Source organism: Allobranchiibius sp. GilTou73 (genome assembly GCF_021391335.1).
Classification (GTDB): domain Bacteria; phylum Actinomycetota; class Actinomycetes; order Actinomycetales; family Dermatophilaceae; genus Allobranchiibius; species Allobranchiibius huperziae.
In genome coordinates this window covers 306,979-330,013 of the sequence record NZ_CP090051.1, presented here as the reverse complement: position 1 = coordinate 330,013, position 23,035 = coordinate 306,979, and the positions used below count along the sequence as shown (strand labels likewise).

Here is a 23,035-nt window from a genome sequence, read left to right as displayed (position 1 = left end):
ACGAACAAAACGAACATTGCGAATATTGCGGCGTCACAGACCTTCGAAGAAGTCCTCGTCGAGCCGGTGCAACGTCACCGTCTGATCGGCCTGCACGCCCACGCCGTAGGCGACGAGCAGCTCGGCCAGCCGTCGACCGTCAATCAGCTCGATGCGTGCGTTGATCCGCTCGGCTTCCTGGATTGCGCCACTCGAGAACCGCGACGTCGTGATGAATACACCTCTGTCGCCCTGCTTTCCGAGGAGGGCGCCGGCGAACTCGTGGATCCTTGGACGATCGATGGTCCGATCCTCGGCGTACCGCTTCGCCTGGACGTAGATGCGATCGAGGCCGAGCGGATCCTGGCTGATGATGCCGTCGACACCCGCGTCGCCCGATGCACTGGTGCGCTCGACCGATCCAGCCGTGCCGTAACCCATGCTCGCCAGGAGCCGTATGACCAGTTCCTCGAACCCGGTGGGTAAGAGTGCCAGCGCTGCTTGCAGGACCTCACCCTCGACCGCCGCTCGGTTCGTCGAGAGAGCCTGCTCGATGAGGTCGCTGGGTGTCGCCTCACTCGGCTCTTCGTGGACGGCGGAGCTCATGGGGGAGGTCTTGTCGCGCGTCCGGTCACGGAATTCGAGGTAGGCCGGGTACGCCTCGAGGGTCTTCATGTCGATGCGCGACGGGTTTGCTTCGAGAGCCGCACGACCGTCGTCCGTGATCTTGACATGCCCGCGGCTCGGCCGCGTGACGAGGCCGGCCTGCGAGAGGTAGGTGAGCGACCACCCGACTCGGTTGTCGATCGTGCGTTGCCGTCCGCTCGGCAGAAGCTCAGCTCGCTCGGTTTCCGTGAGCCCGAACTCCTCGGCCATGACGTCCTTGACGTCGCGGGACCGGCGGACGGTGCCATCTGCCAGGAGGGCGAGGACAGGCCGCATCAGCGTTTGGAAGTCGGGGATCACTGGGCCATCTCCTCAATGACTTCGTTGTCGGTGCGGCGACCGGTGAGCTTTCCGCTGAACGCTGCCGCAAGGAGAGACCGACGCAGGGAAGCACATCGCTCGAGAGTGCCGTGGCAAGTTCGGTGTACGTCCTCGGCGACTTCCACAGCAGCGAAAAACTCGTTGATGTATGAGGCTTGTTCCGAGATCGGTGGGACAGGAAGCGGAAATGCCCTCAGCTTTGTGCCATTGACGTTGGCTTGGCCAACCTGCTGAGACATTACTGAGCTGATGTACCGACGACCATACGGACTATTGATGACGAGGCTTGCCCAGTCCGACAGCACTCGGTTGTCGAATCGCACTCGGATCAAGTAGGAGGCCAGGGTCGCGGGCCGCTCGCCGTGATAGACAGCGCTCTTGCCGACGAGTTCGGCGCTGTTCGTCCTATTGAACAGCAGATCGCCGAGTTCCAGCGATGTCCTGAGGACGTCTGGATGGGTCGACGGAATGTATTTCAACGAATCCCAGTCAAGCTGGCCATCCTGAATGTTCCCCATGCGCAGGACCGGCACATCTGCTTGCGATGCAGCCGCGTGAGCTTTGGCACTGGTTCCGTAGGTGACCGATGTGGCATAGGTACCGAGTGGTTGAGTTTCGGCCAGCCGGGACCGTTCGACCATCGCCGAGGCTGTGGATGTCACCAGTGCGCTTGCTCGTTGTCGGGCTAGACCGACAGATTTCGCTGCTGCGTCGAGGCGGGAGAGGTGGTTCTCGAGGATCTCGACAATCCGCCGCTGCTCGCCTAAGAGCGGCTTCGCTAGCGGTACGGACTCGAGGTCTTGCCGTCGGAGGCTCGGGGTGGCGGTTGAGCTGTCAAGCTGGCGAAGATCCCGCGCAACCAGCTGGTACTGAATGAATTTGGGGTCGAGGTCATCCCGCATCACCACGTAGTAAGTGGTGTCCGTCGGCCATGAGCCGCCCAGCATGAGGTGCGTCTGGCCGACGTTGCCCTTCCGGCCGATCACAAGGCATGCCTCCTCGACCAAAGGTGCGCCTGTACGTGCCATCTCGCCGGCCGATCCGACGACCGGTATGGCGCCTTCTGGCGAGCGGTCGGCTTTCGGGGAGGCCTTCCCGTACCGCACCTTGAACTGCGCGCCGAAGGTGGTCGTCTCCCAGTCTTGGGTAGTGCTCATGCCGTGAGCTCAGCGTTGAGGTTCTCCAATAGATCCTCCGCCTGGTCGCCGAGGTCGCGCAACGCACCGTCCACGCCCCCACGTTCGGTGAACGGCGCTTCGTCAAGATCCTTAGCGGTGATGCCTGCGGAGTTCGCGATCACTTGGACCATCCGGTCCAGCCACCACCTTTGCGTCTCAGTGAAATTCGTGCCGGCTTGCTCCTGCTGGGCCAGCCAGGCAACGTACTGCTCGCGCACGCGGTCGGCGTACGGAACGAGTTCGTCGTCGGCGCCGACGGTATAGCGCAGCAGCGACACCAGATCGGTGAGGGTGTGCCGGTCGCTGTGGCGCACGCGGTCGATGTACAACGTCTCGTAGGCGCTCCAGATGATGTCGGGCGTCCAATTGTGCGGCGGCCTGCTGATCCGGTCGGCGAGTTCTTGTATGTCGGCAAAGTTGATCCGTCTGACGCGGGCTTCACCGAGCAGCTGGATCGCGGTGATCTCATCGCGGTGCTGCTCGAGGTACGCCTCCCAGGACTCGACCACGGAGCGGGCCCGGCCGGTGTCGATGATGCCGCCGGCGGAGATCAGCGCGTCGGCGTTCACCTCATCGATCACACGGTCGTGGGTGGCGCGCAGCTCGAGGATGCGGCCGCGCAACTCCGGGTTCGCGGCGAGCGGCTTGGTTGCGCCGTCGAGGAGCCGTTGGATCGCCTCGGCAGGATCGGCCTGCCCCTGAGTCGCTGTGGCTTGGACGTCGGGGTCGACGGCGTCGACCAGACCCCGCACAATTCCGCGTACGGATCCGCCGGCGACGCCATCGAGCTCGTCACGTTCGGCGGGGGTGAGGTCGAGCTCGAGCTTGGCCAGGCGGGAAGCGAGGGTGGCGGTCTCGTCCTCGGTGAGGGACAGCGTGGCGGCCTTGTCGAGCAGCTTCTTGAGCGAGACACCCTTCTGCCGGTTCAGCGGTGGGTCGACGAAGTCGTGCTCAGTGACGCCGACCGTGTCGACGATGACGAACCGGTCCTTCCCGGACGCGTCCGGGGTGACGGACTGGAAGTCGGCGGGGGCGATGGTGCGGGCGCCGCGGCCCTTCATCTGCTCGAAGTACTGCGCCGAGCGCACGTCGCGCATGAAGAACACGCACTCCAGCGGCTTCACGTCGGTGCCCGTGGCGATCATGTCGACAGTGACGGCGACGCGCAGACTCGGCGACGTCCGGAACGCCTGCAGCTGGCCCTTGGGGTCGTGCGCGTTGTGGGTGATCTTCGCGGCGAAATCATTGCCCTTGCCGAACACCTCGCGCACGGTGGTGACGATCTCCTCAGCGTGCGCGTCGTCCTTGGCAAAGATCAGCGTCTTCGGAACGGTCGAGCGGCCAGGAAAGATCTCGGTAAACAGCCGGTCGCGGAACGTCTCGAGCACGAGCCGAATCTGCGACTTCGCGGTGACCGCACGGTCGAGCTGTTTGTGGGTGTACTCCAGGTCCTCATCCAAGGCCTCGAGGCGTTGCTTGCGGGTGCGCCGGTCGACCCTTGGCACGACTGTGGTCGCCTCGATCAATCCGCCGCGTTCGGAAATTTCGGTGCGGATGCGGTAGAGGTCGAAGTCGACGTTGACCCGGTCGGCGACCGACTGCGGGTAGGTGTACTCCGACACTAGGTTCTGCCGGAAGAACGCGAACGTCTGCTTGCCCGGGGTCGCAGTGAGGCCAACGACGTGGGCGTCGAAGTACTCCAGCACGTCGCGCCACACGCCGTAGATCGAGCGGTGCGCCTCGTCGACTACGACCAGGTCGAACGTCTCCGGCGGTAGCTGCGGACTGTAGGCGACAGTGACGGGGGAGTCGGGCACGAAGTCGTCCAGGCCCGGGTCGTCCTCGGCGCTCACATCCTCGCCCTGCAGTGCCCTGTACACGCGCTGGATGGTGGAGATGACCACGTTGCTGCTGGCGAGCATGCCGGCACGAGTGAGCTTGTCGACGTTGTAGATCTCGGTGAACCGGCGCCCGTCGCCTGGCGTGCGGTAGTTCTGGAACTCCGCGATCGTCTGGTCGGCGAGGTTATTGCGGTCGACCAAGAACAGGGTCCGCTTGAACCCGCCGAACTTCAGCAACCGGTAGGCCAGCGTGACCGCGGTGTACGTCTTACCCGCACCGGTCGCCATCTGCACCAGGGACCGGTCGAAGTGCTGCGCGGTCAGCGATTGCTCGACGCCGGTGATCGCGGTGATCTGCGCGGGGCGCAGCGCGGACGTGTCCAACTCCGGGAGATCCCGCACCTTCGCCCGCCACGTGGGTGCGTCCGGGGCGATGTCGGCGTCCCGGATGAGGCGCGCAAGCGTCGCCGGCTGCGGGAAACCGAGCAGCTGCCGTGCCCGCGGGTCGGGGTCGTAACCATTGGTGAAGTGCGTCTCGCTGCCGCTCGCCTCGAACACGAACGGCAGCCGGCCACCACGCGTCAGCGCCTTGAGTCGTATGTCGGCCGGCAGGCCCTCGGCATACGTCGCGGACTGCCACTCCACTCCGCTCAGCGTCGTGCCCTGCGGCTTGGCCTCGATCACGCCGACGACGCGTTGATCGACGTACAGCAGGTAGTCCGCGCGACCGTGGCCTGACTTCATCGAGACCTCGCGGCAGGCGACACCCTGAGCGGCGAAGAGGTTCAACGCCTTCTTGTCTTGAACGACCCATCCGGCGTTGGTCAGCTGGCGATCGATCAACACCCGCGCCCGTGCCTCGGCAGCAAGCCGAGCGTCATCCCCCTGATGCGCATTCATAGTGTTCGCAGGTTACTTGGAGTCCCGCCCGATTCACCCCGAACTCAAGCCGCCGATGGCGCCCGACTTGTCGAGATGCAGCAAGGAATGAACACGGAGCGCGGAGACGACTGCCTGGCTGGGGTGCGCTGAGGGGTGTCGCGCAATGCGGCCATACGAGCTCCCTGTTCCGGCGGAGAGGTCCTGACGGGTCCTACGGAACGGGCAGTCGCCGTACCGTGAAAAGAGTCCGTCTTGACGAGCGGGTTCACTGTTTGTGGAACCACGACGGGCGCCTGACGCCTGTCATGCAGCGGTACTGGGGGGGGGGGGGGGGCTCGAGGCGGGGTGACCGCGCCCGGGATGCTCTACGAGACACCCAGCCCGCGGCTACCCGGTAGCCGTTGGTCAAACGGGCTGTTCCAACCGTGCGTGGCGGGGGCGAAGGTGCTAACGAAGCCTTCCGCGGCGCACGGCCCCGCCTTGCTCGCTAGCAGGGACAACACACGTTGGACGGGTGAAGCAGGACAGTGAGCGCTCCTCATCGGGAGTGCGACGAACGATCATCTGCCAAAATGCCTACGCATGAGCCAAATCCCAGTGGTCGCTGTCGGGGACGTCTTTACCCCCGGTCGCGTGCCCGACGTTACATACAACCCCCGAGATGATAATGATGTTGAGGGGGTAATTCAGCGATACCTCGCACACCAGGGAGCGGCACTTACCGTTTCGGGCCCGACGAAGTCAGGGAAGACGGTGGTGGTCGAAAAGCTCCTTCCTCGTGATGAGGCCCTTTGGCTCACAGGCGGGGAGCTTCGTTCTCTTGACGATCTCTGGGAGCGGGTGATCGAGTTTCTCAATCTTTACGACCAAGTCCAGTGGACGACTGGCGCCGATCGTGTGAAATCGGGAGGGCTGTCGGCCACGGTTGGCGTTCCGGGAGTGGGCAGCGTCACAGGGAACTTGGGTGGCAGCGCAGGCTCGTCGTCGCAGGTCACCACGAGCGCGCGTCGGCCAATTGCTGCGGTGGCTCGAGAGGCGCTAGTGGCATTGAATGTTCCGGTCGTTGTCGACGACTTTCACTACGTTCCAGACACGCTGAAGTTGGATCTAGTGCGGGCGATCAAGGGTCTGATTACCGATGTTCCCGTGGTCATGATCGCCGTGCCGCACGATGCGTTTCGCGTAGTGCGAGAGGAGACCGACATGCTCGGGCGTCTTTGGCAGCAAGAGATCACCCCGTGGTCGCTGACGGAGCTTGTCTACATCGCGCGCTCTGGCTTCGCGGCTCTCAACATGATTGACCCGGGCGATCAGATAGCGAAAAAGTTCGCCGAGAACAGCCTGGGCGCTCCGTTCCTCATGCAACAACTGTGTCTGGATTACTGCCTGAGTAGCGGAATTCGGGAGACTGCTAACGCATCCGTCCAAATGAACTTGCCTGCCCATGTCGAAGGCTTCTTTCAGGACATTGCGACCCGTTACGTGCCTGGGGTTTTCGAGCTCTTGAGGCGAGGTCCACGAACGAAGGGACAGCCGCGTCTGGCACGTAAGTTGAAGACTGGACAATCGACTGACATCTATGGGGCCGTACTTTATGGCCTAGCTCGCATGGGCCCCGTTCGCGAAATCCCGACACAACGGTTGGCAAGAGTCATCGCCGAGCACTTCGAGGATCCTCCTACCACCCAAAACGTGGCCTTCGCCCTCGGCCGGATGAACGCGATCGCAGACAAGAACAAAGGAAACAGCGATCCTGCTTTGGCCTATGTCGACGACACTCTGTCCATGTCGGATCCGTTTCTTTCCTTCTACCTTCGATTCGGTAAATGGGACCTACCAAACCCGCCGACGGATGCTGTCTGAGGTGACCGTACAACGCGCCTCGATATACTTTCGCTACCTGTTGTAAGGGGGCTGCCTCATTCTTTCGTTAGGGCACGCAGAAAAAGCCAAGGGTGTCGCAACGGCGTTGCTGACTCTTGTTCTGTTGGCGTGCATTTCGGCGGTGGTGGTGTCGTGCTGGTGGGATTTCGGGCTCGGCGTTGATCGTGCTGGGTCGTTGACGACGGTGGCTACCGTGGCCAGTTTCGTGTTAGTTGCGGCAACGCTACTAATCGGACTGGTGACACTCCGCGCGACCACAGGATCACCGGACCTCGAGGTGAGGGCTGTGTTCCCGTTCAATGACGCCACTGATCGGCTGCGGTTCCTCAGCACACGCTCGGACAGGGATCAGCTCGTGGTAGTTCCGTTCAAGCAGATTTACGGCCGCTTTATCGTTCAAAACCGAAGCCCCTATTCAGCGCGCGGCGTGTCCGTGCGCGTGGAGTTCATCAACTGCAGTGGCATCGAACCGACTGACGGTTGGGTAGAGCTTCATCGGATCAGTACGTACGGACTTTCACAGATGCAATGGGATGGTGGCAGCAACTTCAACGTGCAGGGCCATTGGTCACGACACTTGCCCCTCCTCGATTTTTCTGGACTACAGCAGTTTGGTGAGGGGTCTGCCCTGCGTGTGACCGTCACCGCAGACGGCACCAGGCCGAGAGAGTCAACGATTCCGATCTACTTCACTCTGGGCCCACTCTGACACCGCAGCTGGCTGATCCCGCAGACGAGCGCGCCGCCGGTCCTATTTGTGGTCCGCAAATGATCCCCGCGCGCGGGCTCACTTGGTGATGCGGGCGCTCGACTGGACTGCGTCAGCAAGGTTGCAATGAGCATGGAGCTGATCCAGGAGGCGTGAGACCCGGGCGGAGGCGAGACGCCTTTGGCGGTGATGCCAGCCTGCATGGGCGGAATGTTCGGGTAGACCTCGTAGATGATGCGTGCCCATCCTCGGCGTCCTCCGGAAAGATGCTTGGCCACCTGTCGTGGAGGTTGCGCATGACCCATGACTGTGAACGCGATTGATCTGTCGAATCTGGCTGCCCCATCTGAAACACACGAAGTTGGTGGCCGCTTTGGCCACCCGTTGTGCCCTCCCAAGCAGGTGAAAGTACACCCGCTCTTGCTCCACGTACTGCCAGAAGGTCAGGTCCCCAGCCTGCTGCTGGAGATCGCCACGCAACACGCCAATTGGTCTGCGCTATTCCGGGTCGATGTCGTGTCGACCATGAAAGTCTCCAACTCCTTCAGCCGTATACGTTCCGCGCCGTGGGAATGCCGCGCCACAGAGGTGATAAGCAGCTGATTGCGTCCCATGGAAGGTGTACAACCGGTCCGTCTGCGACCTGGGCGGGCAGCTGCGTAGTGGCGCACCGTTGGAAGGAATCGGACAAGCTCAGCAGCCGTCGATGGGGGAAAGCGCCGAACCGGTCGGTGTACAGGCTCAACTGCGCCTCGCCCGGAACGACCCAGCCCCTTTTGCCTCCATAATGATCTTGGTCTGCTCGTAACCGTTGCGGGCATTGCCAAAAGGGATTTTGAACACGTCGTCGGAGCGTTTGCGAAGCAGAGCCATCCTGGTGAAGCGGGATAGGTGGCGACAACCGCATGCGCTGACTAGCTGTGGCCCTATATCAATAGCCGGAACGACTCGCGGTGAGTACGGCGGTTATCGTCCTGACTCCGTCAGCTCGTCGATGACTCCGCGTGCGGTAGGCACGGACGGAACCAAGCGTTCGACACCGCCAAGGCTGCATACCGGGCCGACTGGTCAGCATGCGACACTTTCACCCGGTGGATCCCCGGCGCTCTCGACGAGCACAAACGCCGAACCTGTCCGCAGCGGACGAAACTGGCCAGGCCCGGTAAGGTGCAGACACTCAGGGCAACAGTTGCTCGCTCGGCCTGCCCGTGACACGGTCGCGAATGCGCAGCAGTATCAACGCCGACCAGGCCGCCGGCCGGTGGCCATCAGCCACTGCGACGGGACGTAGGAGCTGAGGTCAGGCCTGCCTACCAAGCTGATTCTCAATGACCGGGCGAACTACTCCAAGAGCATCCTGGTCAAAGCCATCAGGCAGTACGATGACCCGATGAAGGGAGTGGGAGTTGTCCACGCCCCGCCCGTCTTCATGGCGGTGGATCTCTCGAACAGCAATAAGGCCAAACCACTCAAGGGTCTTACGGGCGGTGGAGAAAACGTCGCGGGAGATGCCGTATGAAAGCACCCTGTCAGACGCGGGAATAGCAATTTCCCCAGGTTCCACATCAAACTGATCGTCCGCCGGCAATCTGAGTTTCCCACACGCCAGCATCAATATCACCGCTATTTCGGAGTCTTCGAGCACGTTGATCCACCCGTTCGCGAAGAAGCCGGCGGGAACGGAGAACGTGTCTTCGGCGGCTCTAGGAGCGGTGTAGGGCACCGGATCTCCAATCCGAGCTGCGCAGGATTCGGCGAGCATCATGAAGTCTTCATACTTGCCGGGGTCGAAGTCCACCAGTTTGGCGGTGCGGAGAGACCTAAGGGCGGAGCGAAGACTTCGGGCCTTTTTGTCGCGTTGGGTCATGTGGGTGCGGCCGCTACCGCTGCGCACGGCACCGGTTGCGATCAGGTCGGCCCAGCCAGTCTGCTGCGCGTCACCGACGAGACGAAGATCCAAGTGAGGTTGTTTCCCAGTTTTGGTGCGAGCTTGGCTACAGGCCAGCAGTAACAGGTAGAACCGGAGGGCGACTCCCTGGCTGCTCATGATGCGTGTTGCCGGAGGGCGTTCAGTCTTGGAGGGGGCCGAACGGTCCGAGACGTCATCCGCAGTCAGCTGTGTTTGCAGGCACGAAAATTGCGACCGGATGACCACTGGACGCTCTGGGGCGGCTCTCGATTGCAGGCATCGCTGGGCGTTGCGCGCCGACTCACCGAAGGCACCCTCCAGGCGGTTACGACGAGCAACGAAAGCTCGCCGCTCCTTTGGAGTCAGCCGGCGGCTCAGGTCAATGTCGAAGGTGTGCAGTGGGCTCACCTGCAGAAACTTACTACTCCTGGTTCTGAACGCATAAACCCGCCAGTGAGTGATCCCCACCATTGGCGTGACTGGAGGATGTCGCTGGCGGGTTTATCCGTCGCCTGAGTGTAGTGGACAACGGGGTAGCACGCCACGTTCGCTGGAGTCGTCCCCGGGAGAACGGGGGAGTGCAGGACCAACAAGGAGTTCGCTCATGCAAGAGCGTCGACGGGGCAAGCGCCCCAGACCACCAGGCAATCGACGGCCTGAGCTCCTGGAGTGGGCGCGAACCGTGCTCCAGGTCGCTCAGGTCGCCGCGATGATCGTCCATCTCATCACTGGTGGCGGCTGGTAGCCGAATGGTCGGAAGGTCGCGCAGTTGGAGCCGCGCGTCCTTCCGACCGCACCAGATGGGCAGAGTAGCGGGAGTTGTCCCAGCGACGTCGCGGTGTTGTCAGTCCAAGCGTTGTGAATGCGGACGTAGCCACCGAGGACAGCCAGGGATTGGTGGCGGGATCGGATTGGGCTGGACCGGGCCCCCTCCCTCCTCCTGCAAGGGCCGCCCGAGGATTTGGCCCGCGCGCACAGCGCTGCGATCCTGCTCACCGACGCCATCGAGGCAGGTCGCCGAAGCTGACAAGGGCGTCTCTCAGCGGGCCTCGAAAGCTTGGTCTCGGGTCGGCTGGCGTGAGCCGCGCTTTGCGCAGGCCGCCACGTGGACAGCAGTCTGCGAGAACCATTCTCTCGTAAGCTTGTTCAGGATGTAGCTCTTTCCAGCTTCAGAGAGGTCTCGAGCCGCTCCTACTCTGAACAAACCCGCCATCTGCTCAATCTGCGCTGCATCTCGTCACGAGCGCCTCGCCTCGCTCGCGTGGTCCGTGCCTCCCCACGCAACGTGAAGGACGAAGCACCACACACCTCTTGCATTCTCGGTTGTTCATCTGTCGATGACAGGCCGCCAGGACGCCCACTGGCGCCTCAGGGGGTGTGACGATGAGCATCCACAAGCTGACCGCGGGGTCGGGATACGACTACCTGACCCGCCAGGTCGCGGCCTTGGACGCCACCGACAAGGGTCACACCAGCCTCGCGTCGTACTACAGCGAGAAGGGTGAGACACCTGGTGTCTGGGTGGGGTCGGGGATAGCCGGGATCGAGGGGCTCGCCGCCGGCGACATCGTCACTGCCGAACAGATGCAGGCCTTGTTCGGTTCCGGGCACCACCCGCTTGCCCACGCACGGCGCAGGAGCCTCCAGGGTCCGGGCCTGAGGGCCCAGGACTACCGCGCGGTGACCCGGCTGGGCGTGCCGTTCAAGGTGTATGGCCACGACGTTTCCGCGTACCGGCTCGAGGTCGCGCAGCGTTTGGAGCTGCTCAATGAAGCCGCGGACGTCCCCCGTGATGACCCGGTCTCACTCGAGGGCCGCGCCCGCGTCCGCACCGAGGTCGCCCGGGAACTCTTCCGCTCCGAGCGCGGCCGCGATCCCGAAGACGCCCGTGAGCTGTCCGCGACCATCGCCAAACACTCGCGCCCCAAGACGCAGGCGGTGGCGGGCTTCGACCTGACGTTCAGCCCGGTGAAGTCGGTCTCGACGCTGTGGGCGATCGCCGACGAGCCGACCGCTGCCCGCATCGAACGGGCCCATCAGGCGGCAGTGAGGGACGCGCTGGAGTTCGTCGAGCAGCACGCCCTGTACTCCCGGGAGGGCGCCAACGGGGTCCGTCAGGTCGACGTGCGCGGCATGGTCGCCACGGCGTTCACGCACCGTGACAGTCGGGCCGGTGACCCCGATCTGCACACACACGTCGCCGTGGCGAACAAGGTGCAGACGCTCGACGGCAAGTGGCTGGCGATCGACGGGCGAGTGTTGTTCAAGGCCACGGTCGCCGCGTCCGAGACGTACAACAGCGCGCTCGAACGGCACCTGAACGCAGATCTCGGTCTGCGTTTTGAAGCACGGGAGGACACCGACCCACGCACACGTCCGATCCGCGAAGTCGTGGGCGTCGACCCGAGGTTGAACCACCGCTGGTCGGCCCGACGGGTGAGTATCGAGGAACGGCGCAGCACCCTGGCCACCCGGTTCCAGCGCACCCACGGCCGGCCACCGAGCCCGATCGAAGCGATCCAATTGGCCCAGCAGGCGACCTTGGAAACCCGCGATCCCAAACACGCACCACGGACCCTGGCCGAGCAGCGCGCGACCTGGCGGGAACAGGCACGCGAGGTGCTCGATGGAGAGTGCGGAATCCACGCAATGCTCGCCCAAACCATGGGCTCCCGCAGGCCTGCCCCGTTGGGCCGGTTCGCCCGGGTCGACATCGACACCACCGCTCAGGAGGTGCTGACCCAGATGGCGAACCTGCGATCGGTCTGGCAGGTCTGGCATGTCCGAGCCGAGACCGAGCGACAGATCCGCGGCTCGGGCGCCTGCCCCACTCTCATGCCGGGTCTGGTCACCCAGGTGGTCGCCCGTGCACTCGAGATGTCGGTGCCGATAGGCCGCCCCGAGCGAGACATCATCGAGCCGCAGGAGCTGCGGCGCCGGGATGGTTCGTCGGTGTACACCGTGGCCGGCGCGGAATTGTTCACGTCTGCGGCGGTCATCGCCGCCGAGAAGCGGCTGGTCGAGGTGGCAGGCCGTACCGACGGCCTAGCCGTGGACGAGATGGCGGTCGAGCTGGCGCTGATGGAATCGGCTGCCAACCAGGTCACCCTCAACTCCGGACAGATCTCCCTGGTGCGGGACCTGGCCACGTCCGGCACCCGGCTGCAGCTCGCGATAGCGCCGGCCGGGTCTGGCAAGACCACCACGATGCGGGCCCTTGCCGGAGCGTGGGCCGAAGGCGGCGGGCAGGTGCTGGGACTGGCCCCCTCGGCCGCGGCCGCCGCCGCGCTGCGGTCCCAGATCGATACCACCACCGACACCCTGGCCAAGCTCGTCCACGAGATCACCGCCCGCGACCCGAACGCCCGCACCTGGCTCGACGTTCCGGTCAACGAGAAGGCGACGGCCGCGGCGGCCGGCGCACGCTGGGACCCGCAGGCGGGCTCCTGGTACGCCCCCGGAGGGGTGGCACAAGTAGCCGCCGGGGCACCACTTGAGCCGTGGCGGGTTTCCGTGACTGATGTCGGCCCCGGGACGCTGGTCGTGATCGACGAAGCCGGGATGGCCGACACGATCTCGTTGGATCTGGTCGTGCAGTTCGTCCTGGATCGAGGCGGCAGCGTCCGGTTGATCGGCGACGATCAGCAGTTGGCCGCGATCGGCGCCGGCGGCGTGCTGCGCGACATCCAGGCCACCTACGGGGCCTGCCGGCTCACCGAACTGGTCCGTTTCGTCGACCCCGCGGAGGGCGCCGCGACCCTCGCGCTGCGCGAGGGTCGGCCCGAGGCGCTCGGGTTCTACCTGGACCGGGGCCGGATCCACGTCGGAGACCGGGCGACGATGACCGAGGACGTGTTCGAGGCCTGGCAGGCGGACTGTGCCAACCGCCTGGACTCGATAATGCTGGCACCGACCCGGCAGCTGGTTAGCGAACTCAACCAACGAGCTCGCGCGCGCCGGCTGGAGGAAGCCGACAGCGGCAGCGGCCGGTGCGACGACGAGGCGCGGACGGTGCGCCTGGCGGACGGAAACCTGGCCGGCGTGGGCGAATTGGTCATTACCCGGTCTAACGACCGCCGACTGCGGTCCTCCTCGACCGACTGGGTGAAGAACGGCGACCGCTGGATCGTGCTGGCCATCGACGACCGGGACGTGCGGGTCCAGCACACGCAAAGCGGCCGGCTGGTCACCCTCCCGGCTGACTACGTCCAGCGCCACACCGAACTGGGCTACGCGACAACAGTTCACGCCGCCCAGGGCGTCTCGGTGGACACCATGCACGGCCTGGCCAGCGGGGACGAATTCCGCCAGCAGCTGTACACGATGTTGACCCGCGGCAAACAGGCCAACCACGTGTACCTGGAGGTCATTGGCGACGGCGACCCGCACAGCGTGATCCGCCCGGAGATGACCCACCCGCCGACCCCGACCGACCTGCTCGAGCGGATCCTGGCCCGCGACGACGCGCCCCGCTCGGCGACCACGATGCTGCGCGAGCAGACCGAGCCGGCCACCTTGCTCGGTCAGGCGGCACAGCGCTATCTGGACGCCCTGTACGTCGCGGCGGAGCATCAGCTCGGTGCGAAGCAGGTCGCGACACTGGAAGCAGACGCCGAGCGTGTCGTTCCCGACCTCACGCAGCAGCCCGCCTGGCCGGCGTTGCGGGCCCACCTGATCCTGACCAGTGCGCATGGCGTGGACCCGATCGCTCAGCTGCGGGCCGCCGTCGAGGCGCGTGAGCTCGACACCGCCGGCGACGCCGCCGCGGTGCTGGACTGGCGGCTGGACGACACCGGCCTGCGCGGCGGCGGCCACGGCCCGTTGCCGTGGCTCCCCGCTGTGCCCCCATCCCTGGCCGGCAACGACACGTGGGGGTCCTACCTCATGCAACGGGCGGCGAAGGTCACCCAAGTGGCCACGACTGTGCGTGAGCAAGCCGTCGCCGGTGCTGCGCCGTGCTGGGCGCCCACCGGCCGGCCCGCCGACCCGGTGCTCGGCGATATCGCCGTGTGGCGAGCCGCGATGCTCGTCGACGACGCGGACCGGCGTCCCACCGGGCGCGCGCAGCTGCAGAAGGCGGCCGCGATCTGGCAGCGCCAGCTGGCGGAGCGGCTGGTCGGTGACCGTGCCCCCGCCATGGAGGAGTGGGGCGGGGTGATTGCCGCAGCCACGGGCACAACCGTCGAGGCCGCCGGCCGCGACCCGTTCGCGCCGGTCCTCGCCGGACGGCTCGCCGCGATGGCTCGCTCCGGGGTGGATGCCCCCGGCATGCTGCGGCGGGCTCTTGCGACCGGGACCCTGCCCGACGATCACGCCGCTGCCGCACTCTGGTGGCGCATCAGTCGTCACCTGCCCTCCGAAGTCGTCGAGCTGATCGACCACCCAGGACACGACCGGGGCCTGCACACGGCGTGGACGCTGCGGTTGCCGCAACTCCTGGGCCAGGACCGCGCCGCGCAGGTGCAGGCCAGCCCGTGGTGGCCCACCCTGGTCCCCATCGTCGACCACGCACTCGCGCGCGGATGGTCGATGCAAGACCTGTTCCGAGGCGAGGGGGCGCGAACGACCGACCCAGGTGACGACCCTTGCCAGGGACTGGTCTGGCGACTGTCGGTCGCGATGGACCCCGTCCCCGACGAAGACCGCGACGCCTGCCTGGTCGTGGGGGAGAACCCATGCGACCACGTCCCCCTGCCTGCCGATGCAGCGCAGATACTCCCGCCGGAGCTGTCCGCCGACCGGCTCCCGCCGCTGGTCGCCGAACGCCTGTTGGCAGACCGGACGGCCCGGGATTTGCGCGACCGCCTCGTCACCGCGCTCGACGTCCAGATCGACACCGGTCCAATCACCGGCCCGACCCGGACCGGCGCCGCGCACGAGCGGCGGTCGACGAGCCCGACCTCATCCGACCGGTCGGTCGATCCCCGTCGTTGACCAGCGCAGTCCTCGCCCACTGGCTCCCGGTGCTGCGCGCGCAGCTGCGCGCCCCGGGCGGCTGGAGTAGCCGGTACCCCGCGACCGCCGCTCCTTGGCCGAGAGTTTTGCGCCAAGCTGTTGCAATGCAGCGACATTCGGCCCGTCTCCGCGATCGACAGCAGTGACTGGTGGCCGGCGCCCGTTATGCCCCAGTTATGCCCACCAATGGCAAAACACAACCGGCCCTGACCGCGTTTCCGCAGGTCAGGGCCGGTTTGGCACCTGGTCGGGGTGACAGGATTTGAACCTGCGGCCTCGTCGTCCCGAACGACGCGCGCTACCAAGCTGCGCCACACCCCGTGGCTGCTGCACCCGTCGTGCGGATCGCGCACGAGCCGGATGCAGCGCGGCATACGTTACCGGTAAGGCTCGCGCATCTCCCAATCGGTAGGCGCGTCAGGCGATGTACGGCGCCGTGATCAGAGCGTGCGGCCGGAGTCCCACGAGGCGGGCGCCAGGGTGAGCAGAGTCGCCTCGGGGCGGCAGGCGAAGCGCACCGGCGTGTACTTGTTGTGGCCGAGACCCGCCGACACCTCCAGCCACGCCGCGTCGCACGGCGCGCTGGTGGATCGCTGGCCGTTGGCGCCGGGCCACCAGCGCGAGACCCCCTTGGCGCGGCGCCGGTCCAGATCGCAGTTGGTGACCAGTGCGCCGTAGCCCGGCACGCACAGCTGTCCGCCGTGGGTGTGACCCGCGAGCAGCACGCGTGCCCCGTCGGCCGCCATGGCGTCCAGGACATGCGTGTACGGCGCGTGCAGGACCCCCATCGTGAGATCGGCAGCGGGATCGGCAGGTCCGGCCACGGCGGGGTAGCGGTCGTAGCCGAGGTGCGGGTCGTCGACCCCGACCAGCTCCAGGTCGAGACCGCGCACCGTGAGGGACCGCCGGGCGTTGGTCAGGTCAAGCCATCCGCCGGAGGTGAAGCCCGCGACGAGCTCGCGCCACGGCAGTTCATCGGCCTGCGACTCCGAACCCCGCGGATGCGAGCGGTTGAAGTAGAGCAGCGGGTTCTTGGCAGTCGGCGCGAAGTAGTCGTTCGACCCCAACACGAACGCGCCCGGCAGGTGCAGCAGCGGCTCCATGGCGCGCAGCACGGCCGGCACCGCGTCGAGGTCGGAGCAGTTGTCGCCGGTGTTGACCACGAAGTCCGGTTCGAGAGAAGCCAGCCCGCGCACCCACGCGATGCGCCGCTCCTGGCGGGGGACGAGGTGCAGATCGGAGATGTGCAGCACCCGCACGGGCGTGGCGCCGTCGGGGAGCACCGGCAGGGTGGCGCGGCGAACGGCGTACCAGTTGCGCTCGACGAGCGAGGCCCAAGCGAGCGCTCCCGCTCCGGCGGCGGTCACCGCGGCGGCGGCGCGGGCGGCGGGATGCATCCGCACATCCTCACACGCGAGGGTGAGTGAAAGACTCCCCCCATGAGCCTCAAGGACACCCTGCAGACCGACCTCACCGCGGCGATGCGCGCCAAGGACACCGTGCGCACCCAGACCCTGCGGATGGCGCTGGCGGCAGTGCGCAACTCCGAGGTCAGCGGCGACACCAAGCACGAGCTGACCGACGACGAGGTGCTGGCCTGCGTGACCAAGGAGGCCAAGAAGCGGCGCGAGGCGGCGACGGCCTACGACGATGCCGGGCGGCCCGAGCTGGCCGACGCCGAGCGCGCCGAGCTGGCCGTCCTGGAGCACTACCTGCCGGCGCAGCTCAGCGACGAGGACCTGACCGCGATGATCCAGCAGGCGATCTCATCGACCGGCGCGTCCGGGATGTCCGGCATGGGCCAGGTCATGAAGGTCCTGCAGCCGCAGATCGCCGGCCGTGCGGACGGCAGCAAGGTCGCCGCCGCGGTGCGGCAGGCGCTCAGCGCGAGCTGAGGCTCAGCCCGAGCTGGGGTAGATGAAGATCGTCGTGCCCTGGCTGGCCGAGCCGCCGGACGCGGACATGGCGGTGATCTGACCCCGCGGCTGCGGACCGGGACGGTTGGGACCGACCTGGACATGGAAACCGGCGGCCTGCAGCGTGGCGATCGCCGAGTTGATGTCCTGCCCGACGACGTTCGGCACGGAGATCTGAGTCGAGGTCGATGAGGACGAGGGCGACGACGGGCCGGAGCTGGGTGTGTCAGTGCCCGTGTTCATGCCGGGCACCGTGGGGAACTGCTTGATGGGCTGGCCTTTGAGCGCGGCATCCATGATGTCCTTCCACATCGGGGCCGCGAGGTCTCCGGCGAAGATGTAGTTGCCGCTCCCGATCTTCTGCCCGTTGATCGGGACGTTGCGGAGCGGCCGGTCGCTGCCCGAGCCGTGGCCGACCCACACCGCTGTGGCGAGCTGGGGGGTGTAACCGACGAACCAGATGTTGTTCGCTCCCGACACGGTCCCGGTCTTGCCGGCAGCCGGGCGGTTGTTCGCGAGCGCGGCCTTGTAACCGGTGGCCTTGTGGTCGTCCGGATTGAGCACGGCCCGGAAGATCTGGGTTGTCTCGGCCGCGACCTGCTGGGACATGACCCGCTTGCACTTGCCGACAGAGATTGCGAGCTTCTTGCCGTTGCCGTCGACCATGGAGTCGACAGGCCGCGGCGGGCAGTACATGCCGCCCGCGGCGGCCGTGGCGTAAGCGCTCGCCAAGCCGATGGGCGAGGTCAGGCCGACACCCAGCACTACCGATGCGGGAGTGATCTGCAGGTCCTTGCGGTTCAGGCCGAGTTTGACCATCGTGTCGACGACGTTGCACATCCCGACGTCCTCGGTGAGCTTGGTGAACGCCGTGTTGACCGACCAGGCGGTCGCGCGCGCGTACGTCATCTTCCCGGTCGGCACCACGAAGTCGTTACCGATGACGAACGAACCCCTGGCGTTCTGGTAGCACGGCCCTTGAAAGGCTGAGTACCTGAACGAGGTGCCGAGCTCGTTGTCGGCGTTCTTCGCGGTCTGCGGCGCCACGTCGATGGTCATGTCCGGCGACGCATTGCGCTCCAGCGCCGTCACGATCTGGAAGAACTTCGTCGAGGATCCGAAGGTGAAGCCGCTGTTGGCGAGGTTGATGCCGGACTTCCCGAGGCCCGCAGTGGTGCTGTACGAGGTGTTCTGTCCGGTCGCGATGATCTGCCCGGTGCCCGGCTTGATCATCGCGGCGGCGTCGTTGATGCCGTACTTGTTGTTCGAGGGCACCCGGGCGCGCAGCTTCGCGTCGAGGATCGCGGCCATCTTGGGCTGGAACGACGTCTTGATGGTGAGTCCGCCGCTCTCTAGCGCTGCCTGGCGTGCCTTGACGGTTTTGCCGAGGGAGGGTTGCTGGCTCAGCCAGTTCTCGACGTAGTTGCAGAAGTAGGGGTACTTCGAGGACGCGCAGTTGCCGCTGACGTTCTTCAGCTTCAGCGAGATCGGGGAGACCGACGCGTCGGAGTACTGCTTGAAGGTGATGATCTTCTGCTGGTACATCTTCTGCAGCACGATGTTGCGCCGCGCCTTGGAGTCGTTGGGGTTGTTCACCGGGTCGTAGGCGGTCGGCTGGTTGACCACGCCGGCGAGCAGGGCAGCCTGCGGCAGGTTCAGCTTCGAGGCGGGCACGCTGAAGTAGTGCTCCGCAGCGGCCTCGATGCCGTACTGCTGGTCGCCGTAGTAGACGAGGTTGAGGTAGCCGTCGAGGATCTGATCCTTGCTGTACTTCTGCTCGAGCGCGGTGGCGTACTTGAGCTCCTGCAGCTTGCGGACGTAGCCCTGCAGCCCCTCGCGCGCCACGGCGTTCCTCGCGGCCGTGGTGTTGCCGGAGCTGAGCGCCTCGTTCTGCAACGACACCTTCACGTACTGCTGGGTGAGGGTGGATGCTCCCTGGACTCCACCGCCCTGCGCGTTGCTGGTGAGCGCGCGCAGCAGGCCCTTGGGGTCGATGCCGCCGTGCTGGAAGAACCGCTCGTCCTCGATCGCCACCTGCGCCTTCTGCATGATCGGCGCGACCTTGTTCAGCGGCACCACGATGCGGTTCTCGTTGAACGGCGTGGCGATGGTCGACCCGTCCGCCGCGAGGATCCGCGATTGCTGCGCCAGCGGGTTCATCGCGAACGTCGAGGGCAGGCCGTTGAAGAGGTCGATGCTCTTGTTGGTGGCGAGACCGGCCCCGCCGACGGCGGGGATCAGCAGACCGGCGGCGAGCAGGCCCATCACCATCGCGGTGGCGAGCAGGGCGATGAGCAGGGAGAGCACGGAGCCGAGCCGGCGGGTGGCACGCATGGGCATGAGGGTAACCAGGTCGACTGTGGGAAGCCCTGATGCCGCGCTGATCCGTGCGCGAGGGCGTTGTAACTTACCCAATCGTCGGTAGAGTTGAAATAGCTATAAAGAGCTACGTCTAAATGGTCCTCGGTAGGCCTACCGGATCAATTACCATTTACTTACCCTTCTGACACAACTTAGGGGAAAGCACCACACGATGGGGAAGGACTCGCTCGATGACTGCAGTTGCTCCGGAGCACACCGGCTGGGATCAGAGCTGGGCGGCGCGTGCCGCGTGCCGCGGGGGAGCTCCGGACGAACTCTTCGCCAGGGGTGCGGCCCAGCAGAGCGCCAAGCTGGTCTGTCAGGGCTGTCCCGTCGTGGCCGAGTGCCTGGCCGACGCGTTGGACAACCGCACCGAGTACGGCGTGTGGGGCGGTATGACCGAGCGTGAGCGCCGTGCGCTGCTGCGCCGGCGACCGGACGTGCAGTCCTGGACCGCGCTCTTCAAGGCTGCCCGCGCCCGCGAAGGTGCCTGACCTACGCAGGACGCGCTCCACGCCCGAACGGCGCGGGCTAGCCACCGCTGAGCGCCGCCCCGATCTCCCGGAGCTGGTCGACGTCGTTCACGTCGCTGCCGGATGTCGGCACGTGGACCTGGGGAATGTCCTCGTGAGCGGCAGTGAACCGCGCGACCGCTGCACGGTGTCGCGCCGCCTGATCGGCAGCCTCCGCGTGCACCTGCAGCAGGGTCGCGGTGTCCGCCGGCCGCCATCCCTCGGCCCGGGCCGCTAGTTTCCGAATGGCCTGCGCCGTCTCCGTCGCCCGCGCCGCGGACAGCGACGGGATGGTGATCGGCTGCAACCGGTTGACCACGAGCCCGGCCAGTGGCATCCCCTCCGACGCGAGGCGATCCACGAAGAACGACGCCTCGCGCAGGGCGTCCCGCTCGGGGGACGCGACGACGAGGAACGCCGTGCTCGCATCGCTGAGCGCCGCGTACGTCACCTCGGCACGCTCCCGGAAACCGCCGAACATGGTGTCCAGCGCCGCGATGAACGTCTGCGCGTCCTTCAGCATCTGCGCGCCCAGGATCTTCGACATCACCCCGGTGACACCGCTCACCCCCACCGACACGACCTTCAGGTACGCCCGGCCGCCCACCTTGGCGGGTGCGGTCATCAACCGGATGAACCGCCCGTCGAGGAAGGAGCCGAGCTTCTTGGGCGCGTCCAGGAAGTCCATGGCCGACCGCGAGGGAGGGGTGTCCACGACGATCAGGTCCCACCGCCGGTCTCCGTCGACCATCTCCTGCTGAAGCTGACCCAGCCGCTCCATCGCCATGTACTCCTGGGTGCCGGCGAACGAGCTGGACACGGCCTCGTAGAACGGGTTGGCCATGATCGCGGCGGCCTTCTCCGGCGTGGAGTGCGACATCACGACCTCGTCGAAGGTCCGCTTCATGTCCAGCATCATCGCGTCGAGCGACCCCCCGGCCGAGGCGTCGATGGTGTGCACGGGCGCGGGGTCGTTGTCCAGATGCTGCAGGCCGAGCGCCTGCGCCAAGCGGCGCGCGGGATCGATGGTGAGGACGACGACCGACCGGCCGGCCTCCGCGGCACGGATCGCCACGGCGGCCGCGGTCGTGGTCTTGCCCACGCCTCCGGACCCGCAGCAGATCACGGTGCGAATCGTGGGGTCGTCGATCAGGTCGTCGACGTCCAGCTTCGGAGTCGTCATCACACCCCCTGTCGGTGCAGGTCGGCGGCGAGCTGGCGCAGCCCGCCTGCATCCATGCCGTCCGGCAGCGCGGGCAGCCGGACGATCGGCAGGTCGAGGGAGGTGAGCCGCGCGCGTTCGCGCTCCTCCAGGGAGAGCCGCTCGTCCAGGCGGCGGCCGGACTCCACGAGCCCGTCGACGAGCGTGGGCCCCACCCGCAGTCCGCCGGCGGCGAGGTCGGCGCTCAGAGGCTCCGCGTCGAAGTCGGCGCCCTGCAGCAGAGCGCGGGACCGTTTGCCGAGCAGCGCCGCGCGTTCCTGATTGACGATGATCGACCCCATCGGCAACCCCTCGGCGCGCAGCTCGGCCGTGGCGTCGATCGTCTCCTGCACCGGCATCTCCTCGGCGACCGCCACCAGGTGCACCCGGCTGCGGCCGGAGGTCAGCATCTGCATGATCGAGTCGGCCTGCTTCTTGATCGGGCCCATCTTCGCCAGCCCCGACAACTCCCGGTTTACGGCGAGGAACTTACCGATCCGACCGGTCGGGGGAGCATCGACGACGACGGCGTCGTACTGCTGGAAACCACGCCGCGCGTGGTGCTCGTCGCGGCGTACGACCTCGTAGACCTTGCCGATGACCAGGACGTCGCGCATGCCCGGCGCGATGGTGGTTGCGAAGTCGATGGCACCGAACTTCTCCAGCAGGCCACCGGCCCGGCCCAACTTGTAGAACATCTGCAGGTATTCGAGCAGCGCGGCCTTCGGATCGATGGCGAGGCCCCGCACCTCGCCGCCCTCCAGTCCGCGCGCCACGTGGGTCTCCTCGTCGCCGAGCGGTGCGACGTCGAAGACCTGGCTGATGCCGCCGCGCCCCTCGACCTCGACCAGCAGGACCCGTCGGCCGTCGTGCGCCAGGGCGAGCGCCAGGGCGGCGGCGACCGTCGTCTTACCGGTGCCGCCCTTGCCCGAGACGATGTGCAGCTGTGCGGTCACCGGTCGCGCCCGCCGGTGGCGGCCAGTTCGGCCAGGTCGGCGACGGTCTCGCGAACGATCGCGAACGCCGCGGACTGCGGGTCGATGACGTCGAAGTGGTCGGCGTCGTCGACCACCCGCAGCCGAGTATCGGGTACGGCGTCCACGTAGCTCTGCGAGATCTCCAGCGGCACCTGCTCGTCGCGCGTGCCGTGGATCGCGACCACCGGGGCCGCGGGCGCGCCGAGCCGGGCCGGATCCGCCTGCTCCCACGCGGCGGGTTCGTCCTGCGGCGTGCTGCCCATCAGGGCCTCCGCGGCGCCCCCGCCCAGGCCGAGCCCGTGCACCAGGTGCAGATCCACGCAGCCGGCCAACGCGACGGTGCCGACCACAGCGCCCGCATCAGGCTGCGCCGCGAGCCAGGCGACCAGATGCCCGCCGGCCGAATGCCCCACCAGGACGATCGGATCCGGCAGGTCGGTGCGCGCACTCACGGCGGCCAACATCGTCAGCAGGTCGGCGCGCATGTCCGGCCACCCGCCGCGCGGCGCCCGCCGGTACTCCGGCACCACCACGTGGAAGCCGTCCTGCCTGAAGGCCTCGGCCTCGCTGCCCGTATGGGAACGGTCGGTCGCAGGTCGCCAGAATCCGCCGTGCACGACGATCACCGTCACCCCGCGGGCCGGCCCCGCCGGTCGGCGTACGTCGTAGACCTGGTCCGGCTCCACGCCGTACGCGGTGGTCTCGTCGGGAGGCGCCGCGGCGCGGTCCAGCACGGAAGCCATG

Annotated in this window: 15 protein-coding genes and 1 tRNA gene; 6 read left to right on the top strand and 10 right to left on the bottom strand. The window is 66.5% G+C overall.

Annotation, left to right across the window (positions count from 1 at the left end; translation table 11 throughout):
- Positions 1 to 33 precede the first annotated feature (33 nt).
- Genes LVQ62_RS01575 through LVQ62_RS01565 form a run of 3 tightly spaced genes read right to left on the bottom strand, consistent with a single transcriptional unit; the run spans position 34 to position 4,831 of the window.
- On the bottom strand, positions 34 to 945 hold the full coding sequence (locus tag LVQ62_RS01575) for a restriction endonuclease (protein ID WP_233764094.1): 912 nt from the start codon (positions 943 to 945) through the stop codon (positions 34 to 36).
- Entirely contained in the window at positions 942 to 2,123 is a 1,182-nt protein-coding gene (locus LVQ62_RS01570) for a restriction endonuclease subunit S (RefSeq protein WP_233764087.1), read from the bottom strand. Before LVQ62_RS01570 ends, LVQ62_RS01575 begins: the two co-directional genes overlap by 4 nt.
- Positions 2,120 to 4,831 (bottom strand): DEAD/DEAH box helicase family protein, encoded by a 2,712-nt coding sequence (locus LVQ62_RS01565; protein WP_233764085.1) that lies wholly within the window; start codon positions 4,829 to 4,831, stop codon positions 2,120 to 2,122. Before LVQ62_RS01565 ends, LVQ62_RS01570 begins: the two co-directional genes overlap by 4 nt.
- Positions 4,832 to 5,620: 789 nt before the next feature.
- Here LVQ62_RS01565 and LVQ62_RS01560 point away from each other — a divergent pair.
- From LVQ62_RS01560 to LVQ62_RS01550, 3 genes are all read left to right on the top strand, one after another.
- Entirely contained in the window at positions 5,621 to 6,730 is a 1,110-nt protein-coding gene (locus LVQ62_RS01560; RefSeq protein WP_233764082.1) for a hypothetical protein, read from the top strand.
- Between the two features lie 214 nt (positions 6,731 to 6,944).
- Entirely contained in the window at positions 6,945 to 7,460 is a 516-nt protein-coding gene (locus LVQ62_RS01555; RefSeq protein WP_233764080.1) for a hypothetical protein, read from the top strand.
- A 303-nt stretch (positions 7,461 to 7,763) separates the two neighbouring features.
- The gene (locus LVQ62_RS01550; protein WP_233764078.1) at positions 7,764 to 8,063 is read left to right on the top strand and encodes a hypothetical protein; all 300 of its coding nucleotides are present in this window, start codon (positions 7,764 to 7,766) and stop codon (positions 8,061 to 8,063) included.
- 697 nt (positions 8,064 to 8,760) lie between these two features.
- Here the strand turns inward: LVQ62_RS01550 and LVQ62_RS01545 are convergent.
- Positions 8,761 to 9,777, bottom strand: coding sequence for a hypothetical protein (locus LVQ62_RS01545; RefSeq protein ID WP_233764075.1), 1,017 nt, complete (start codon positions 9,775 to 9,777; stop codon positions 8,761 to 8,763).
- Between the two features lie 975 nt (positions 9,778 to 10,752).
- Between LVQ62_RS01545 and mobF the strand changes: the two genes are divergently transcribed.
- The gene (gene mobF / locus LVQ62_RS01540; protein WP_233764066.1) at positions 10,753 to 15,303 is read left to right on the top strand and encodes a MobF family relaxase; all 4,551 of its coding nucleotides are present in this window, start codon (positions 10,753 to 10,755) and stop codon (positions 15,301 to 15,303) included.
- Between the two features lie 265 nt (positions 15,304 to 15,568).
- Here mobF and LVQ62_RS01535 read toward each other — a convergent pair.
- Positions 15,569 to 15,645, bottom strand: a tRNA-Pro gene (locus LVQ62_RS01535).
- A 119-nt stretch (positions 15,646 to 15,764) separates the two neighbouring features.
- Positions 15,765 to 16,721 (bottom strand): metallophosphoesterase, encoded by a 957-nt coding sequence (locus tag LVQ62_RS01530; RefSeq protein WP_233764064.1) that lies wholly within the window; start codon positions 16,719 to 16,721, stop codon positions 15,765 to 15,767.
- A 42-nt stretch (positions 16,722 to 16,763) separates the two neighbouring features.
- Between LVQ62_RS01530 and LVQ62_RS01525 the strand changes: the two genes are divergently transcribed.
- Positions 16,764 to 17,219: a GatB/YqeY domain-containing protein gene (locus LVQ62_RS01525; RefSeq protein WP_179478620.1), complete on the top strand. Its 456-nt coding sequence runs from the start codon at positions 16,764 to 16,766 to the stop codon at positions 17,217 to 17,219.
- Positions 17,220 to 17,222: 3 nt separating this feature from the next.
- On the opposite strand, the gene LVQ62_RS01520 is transcribed toward LVQ62_RS01525, so the two are convergent.
- Entirely contained in the window at positions 17,223 to 19,574 is a 2,352-nt protein-coding gene (locus tag LVQ62_RS01520) for a transglycosylase domain-containing protein (RefSeq protein ID WP_233764050.1), read from the bottom strand.
- A gap of 218 nt (positions 19,575 to 19,792) precedes the next feature.
- Here LVQ62_RS01520 and LVQ62_RS01515 point away from each other — a divergent pair, with 218 nt between their 5' ends.
- A complete protein-coding gene (locus LVQ62_RS01515) occupies positions 19,793 to 20,095 on the top strand; it encodes a WhiB family transcriptional regulator (protein WP_233764048.1) in 303 nt (100 codons plus the stop codon).
- 37 nt (positions 20,096 to 20,132) lie between these two features.
- Here LVQ62_RS01515 and LVQ62_RS01510 read toward each other — a convergent pair whose 3' ends face one another.
- From LVQ62_RS01510 to LVQ62_RS01500, 3 genes are read right to left on the bottom strand one after another with little or no spacing between them, the layout of a single operon-like run.
- Positions 20,133 to 21,296, bottom strand: coding sequence for an ArsA-related P-loop ATPase (locus LVQ62_RS01510; RefSeq protein WP_233764046.1), 1,164 nt, complete (start codon positions 21,294 to 21,296; stop codon positions 20,133 to 20,135).
- A complete protein-coding gene (locus LVQ62_RS01505; RefSeq protein ID WP_179478628.1) occupies positions 21,296 to 22,270 on the bottom strand; it encodes an ArsA-related P-loop ATPase in 975 nt (324 codons plus the stop codon). The genes LVQ62_RS01510 and LVQ62_RS01505 overlap by 1 nt, the downstream gene beginning before the upstream one ends.
- Positions 22,267 to 23,034, bottom strand: a complete 768-nt coding sequence (locus LVQ62_RS01500; protein WP_233764044.1) for a S9 family peptidase — start codon at positions 23,032 to 23,034, stop codon at positions 22,267 to 22,269. The genes LVQ62_RS01505 and LVQ62_RS01500 overlap by 4 nt, the downstream gene beginning before the upstream one ends.
- Between the last annotated feature and the right edge of the window lies 1 nt (position 23,035).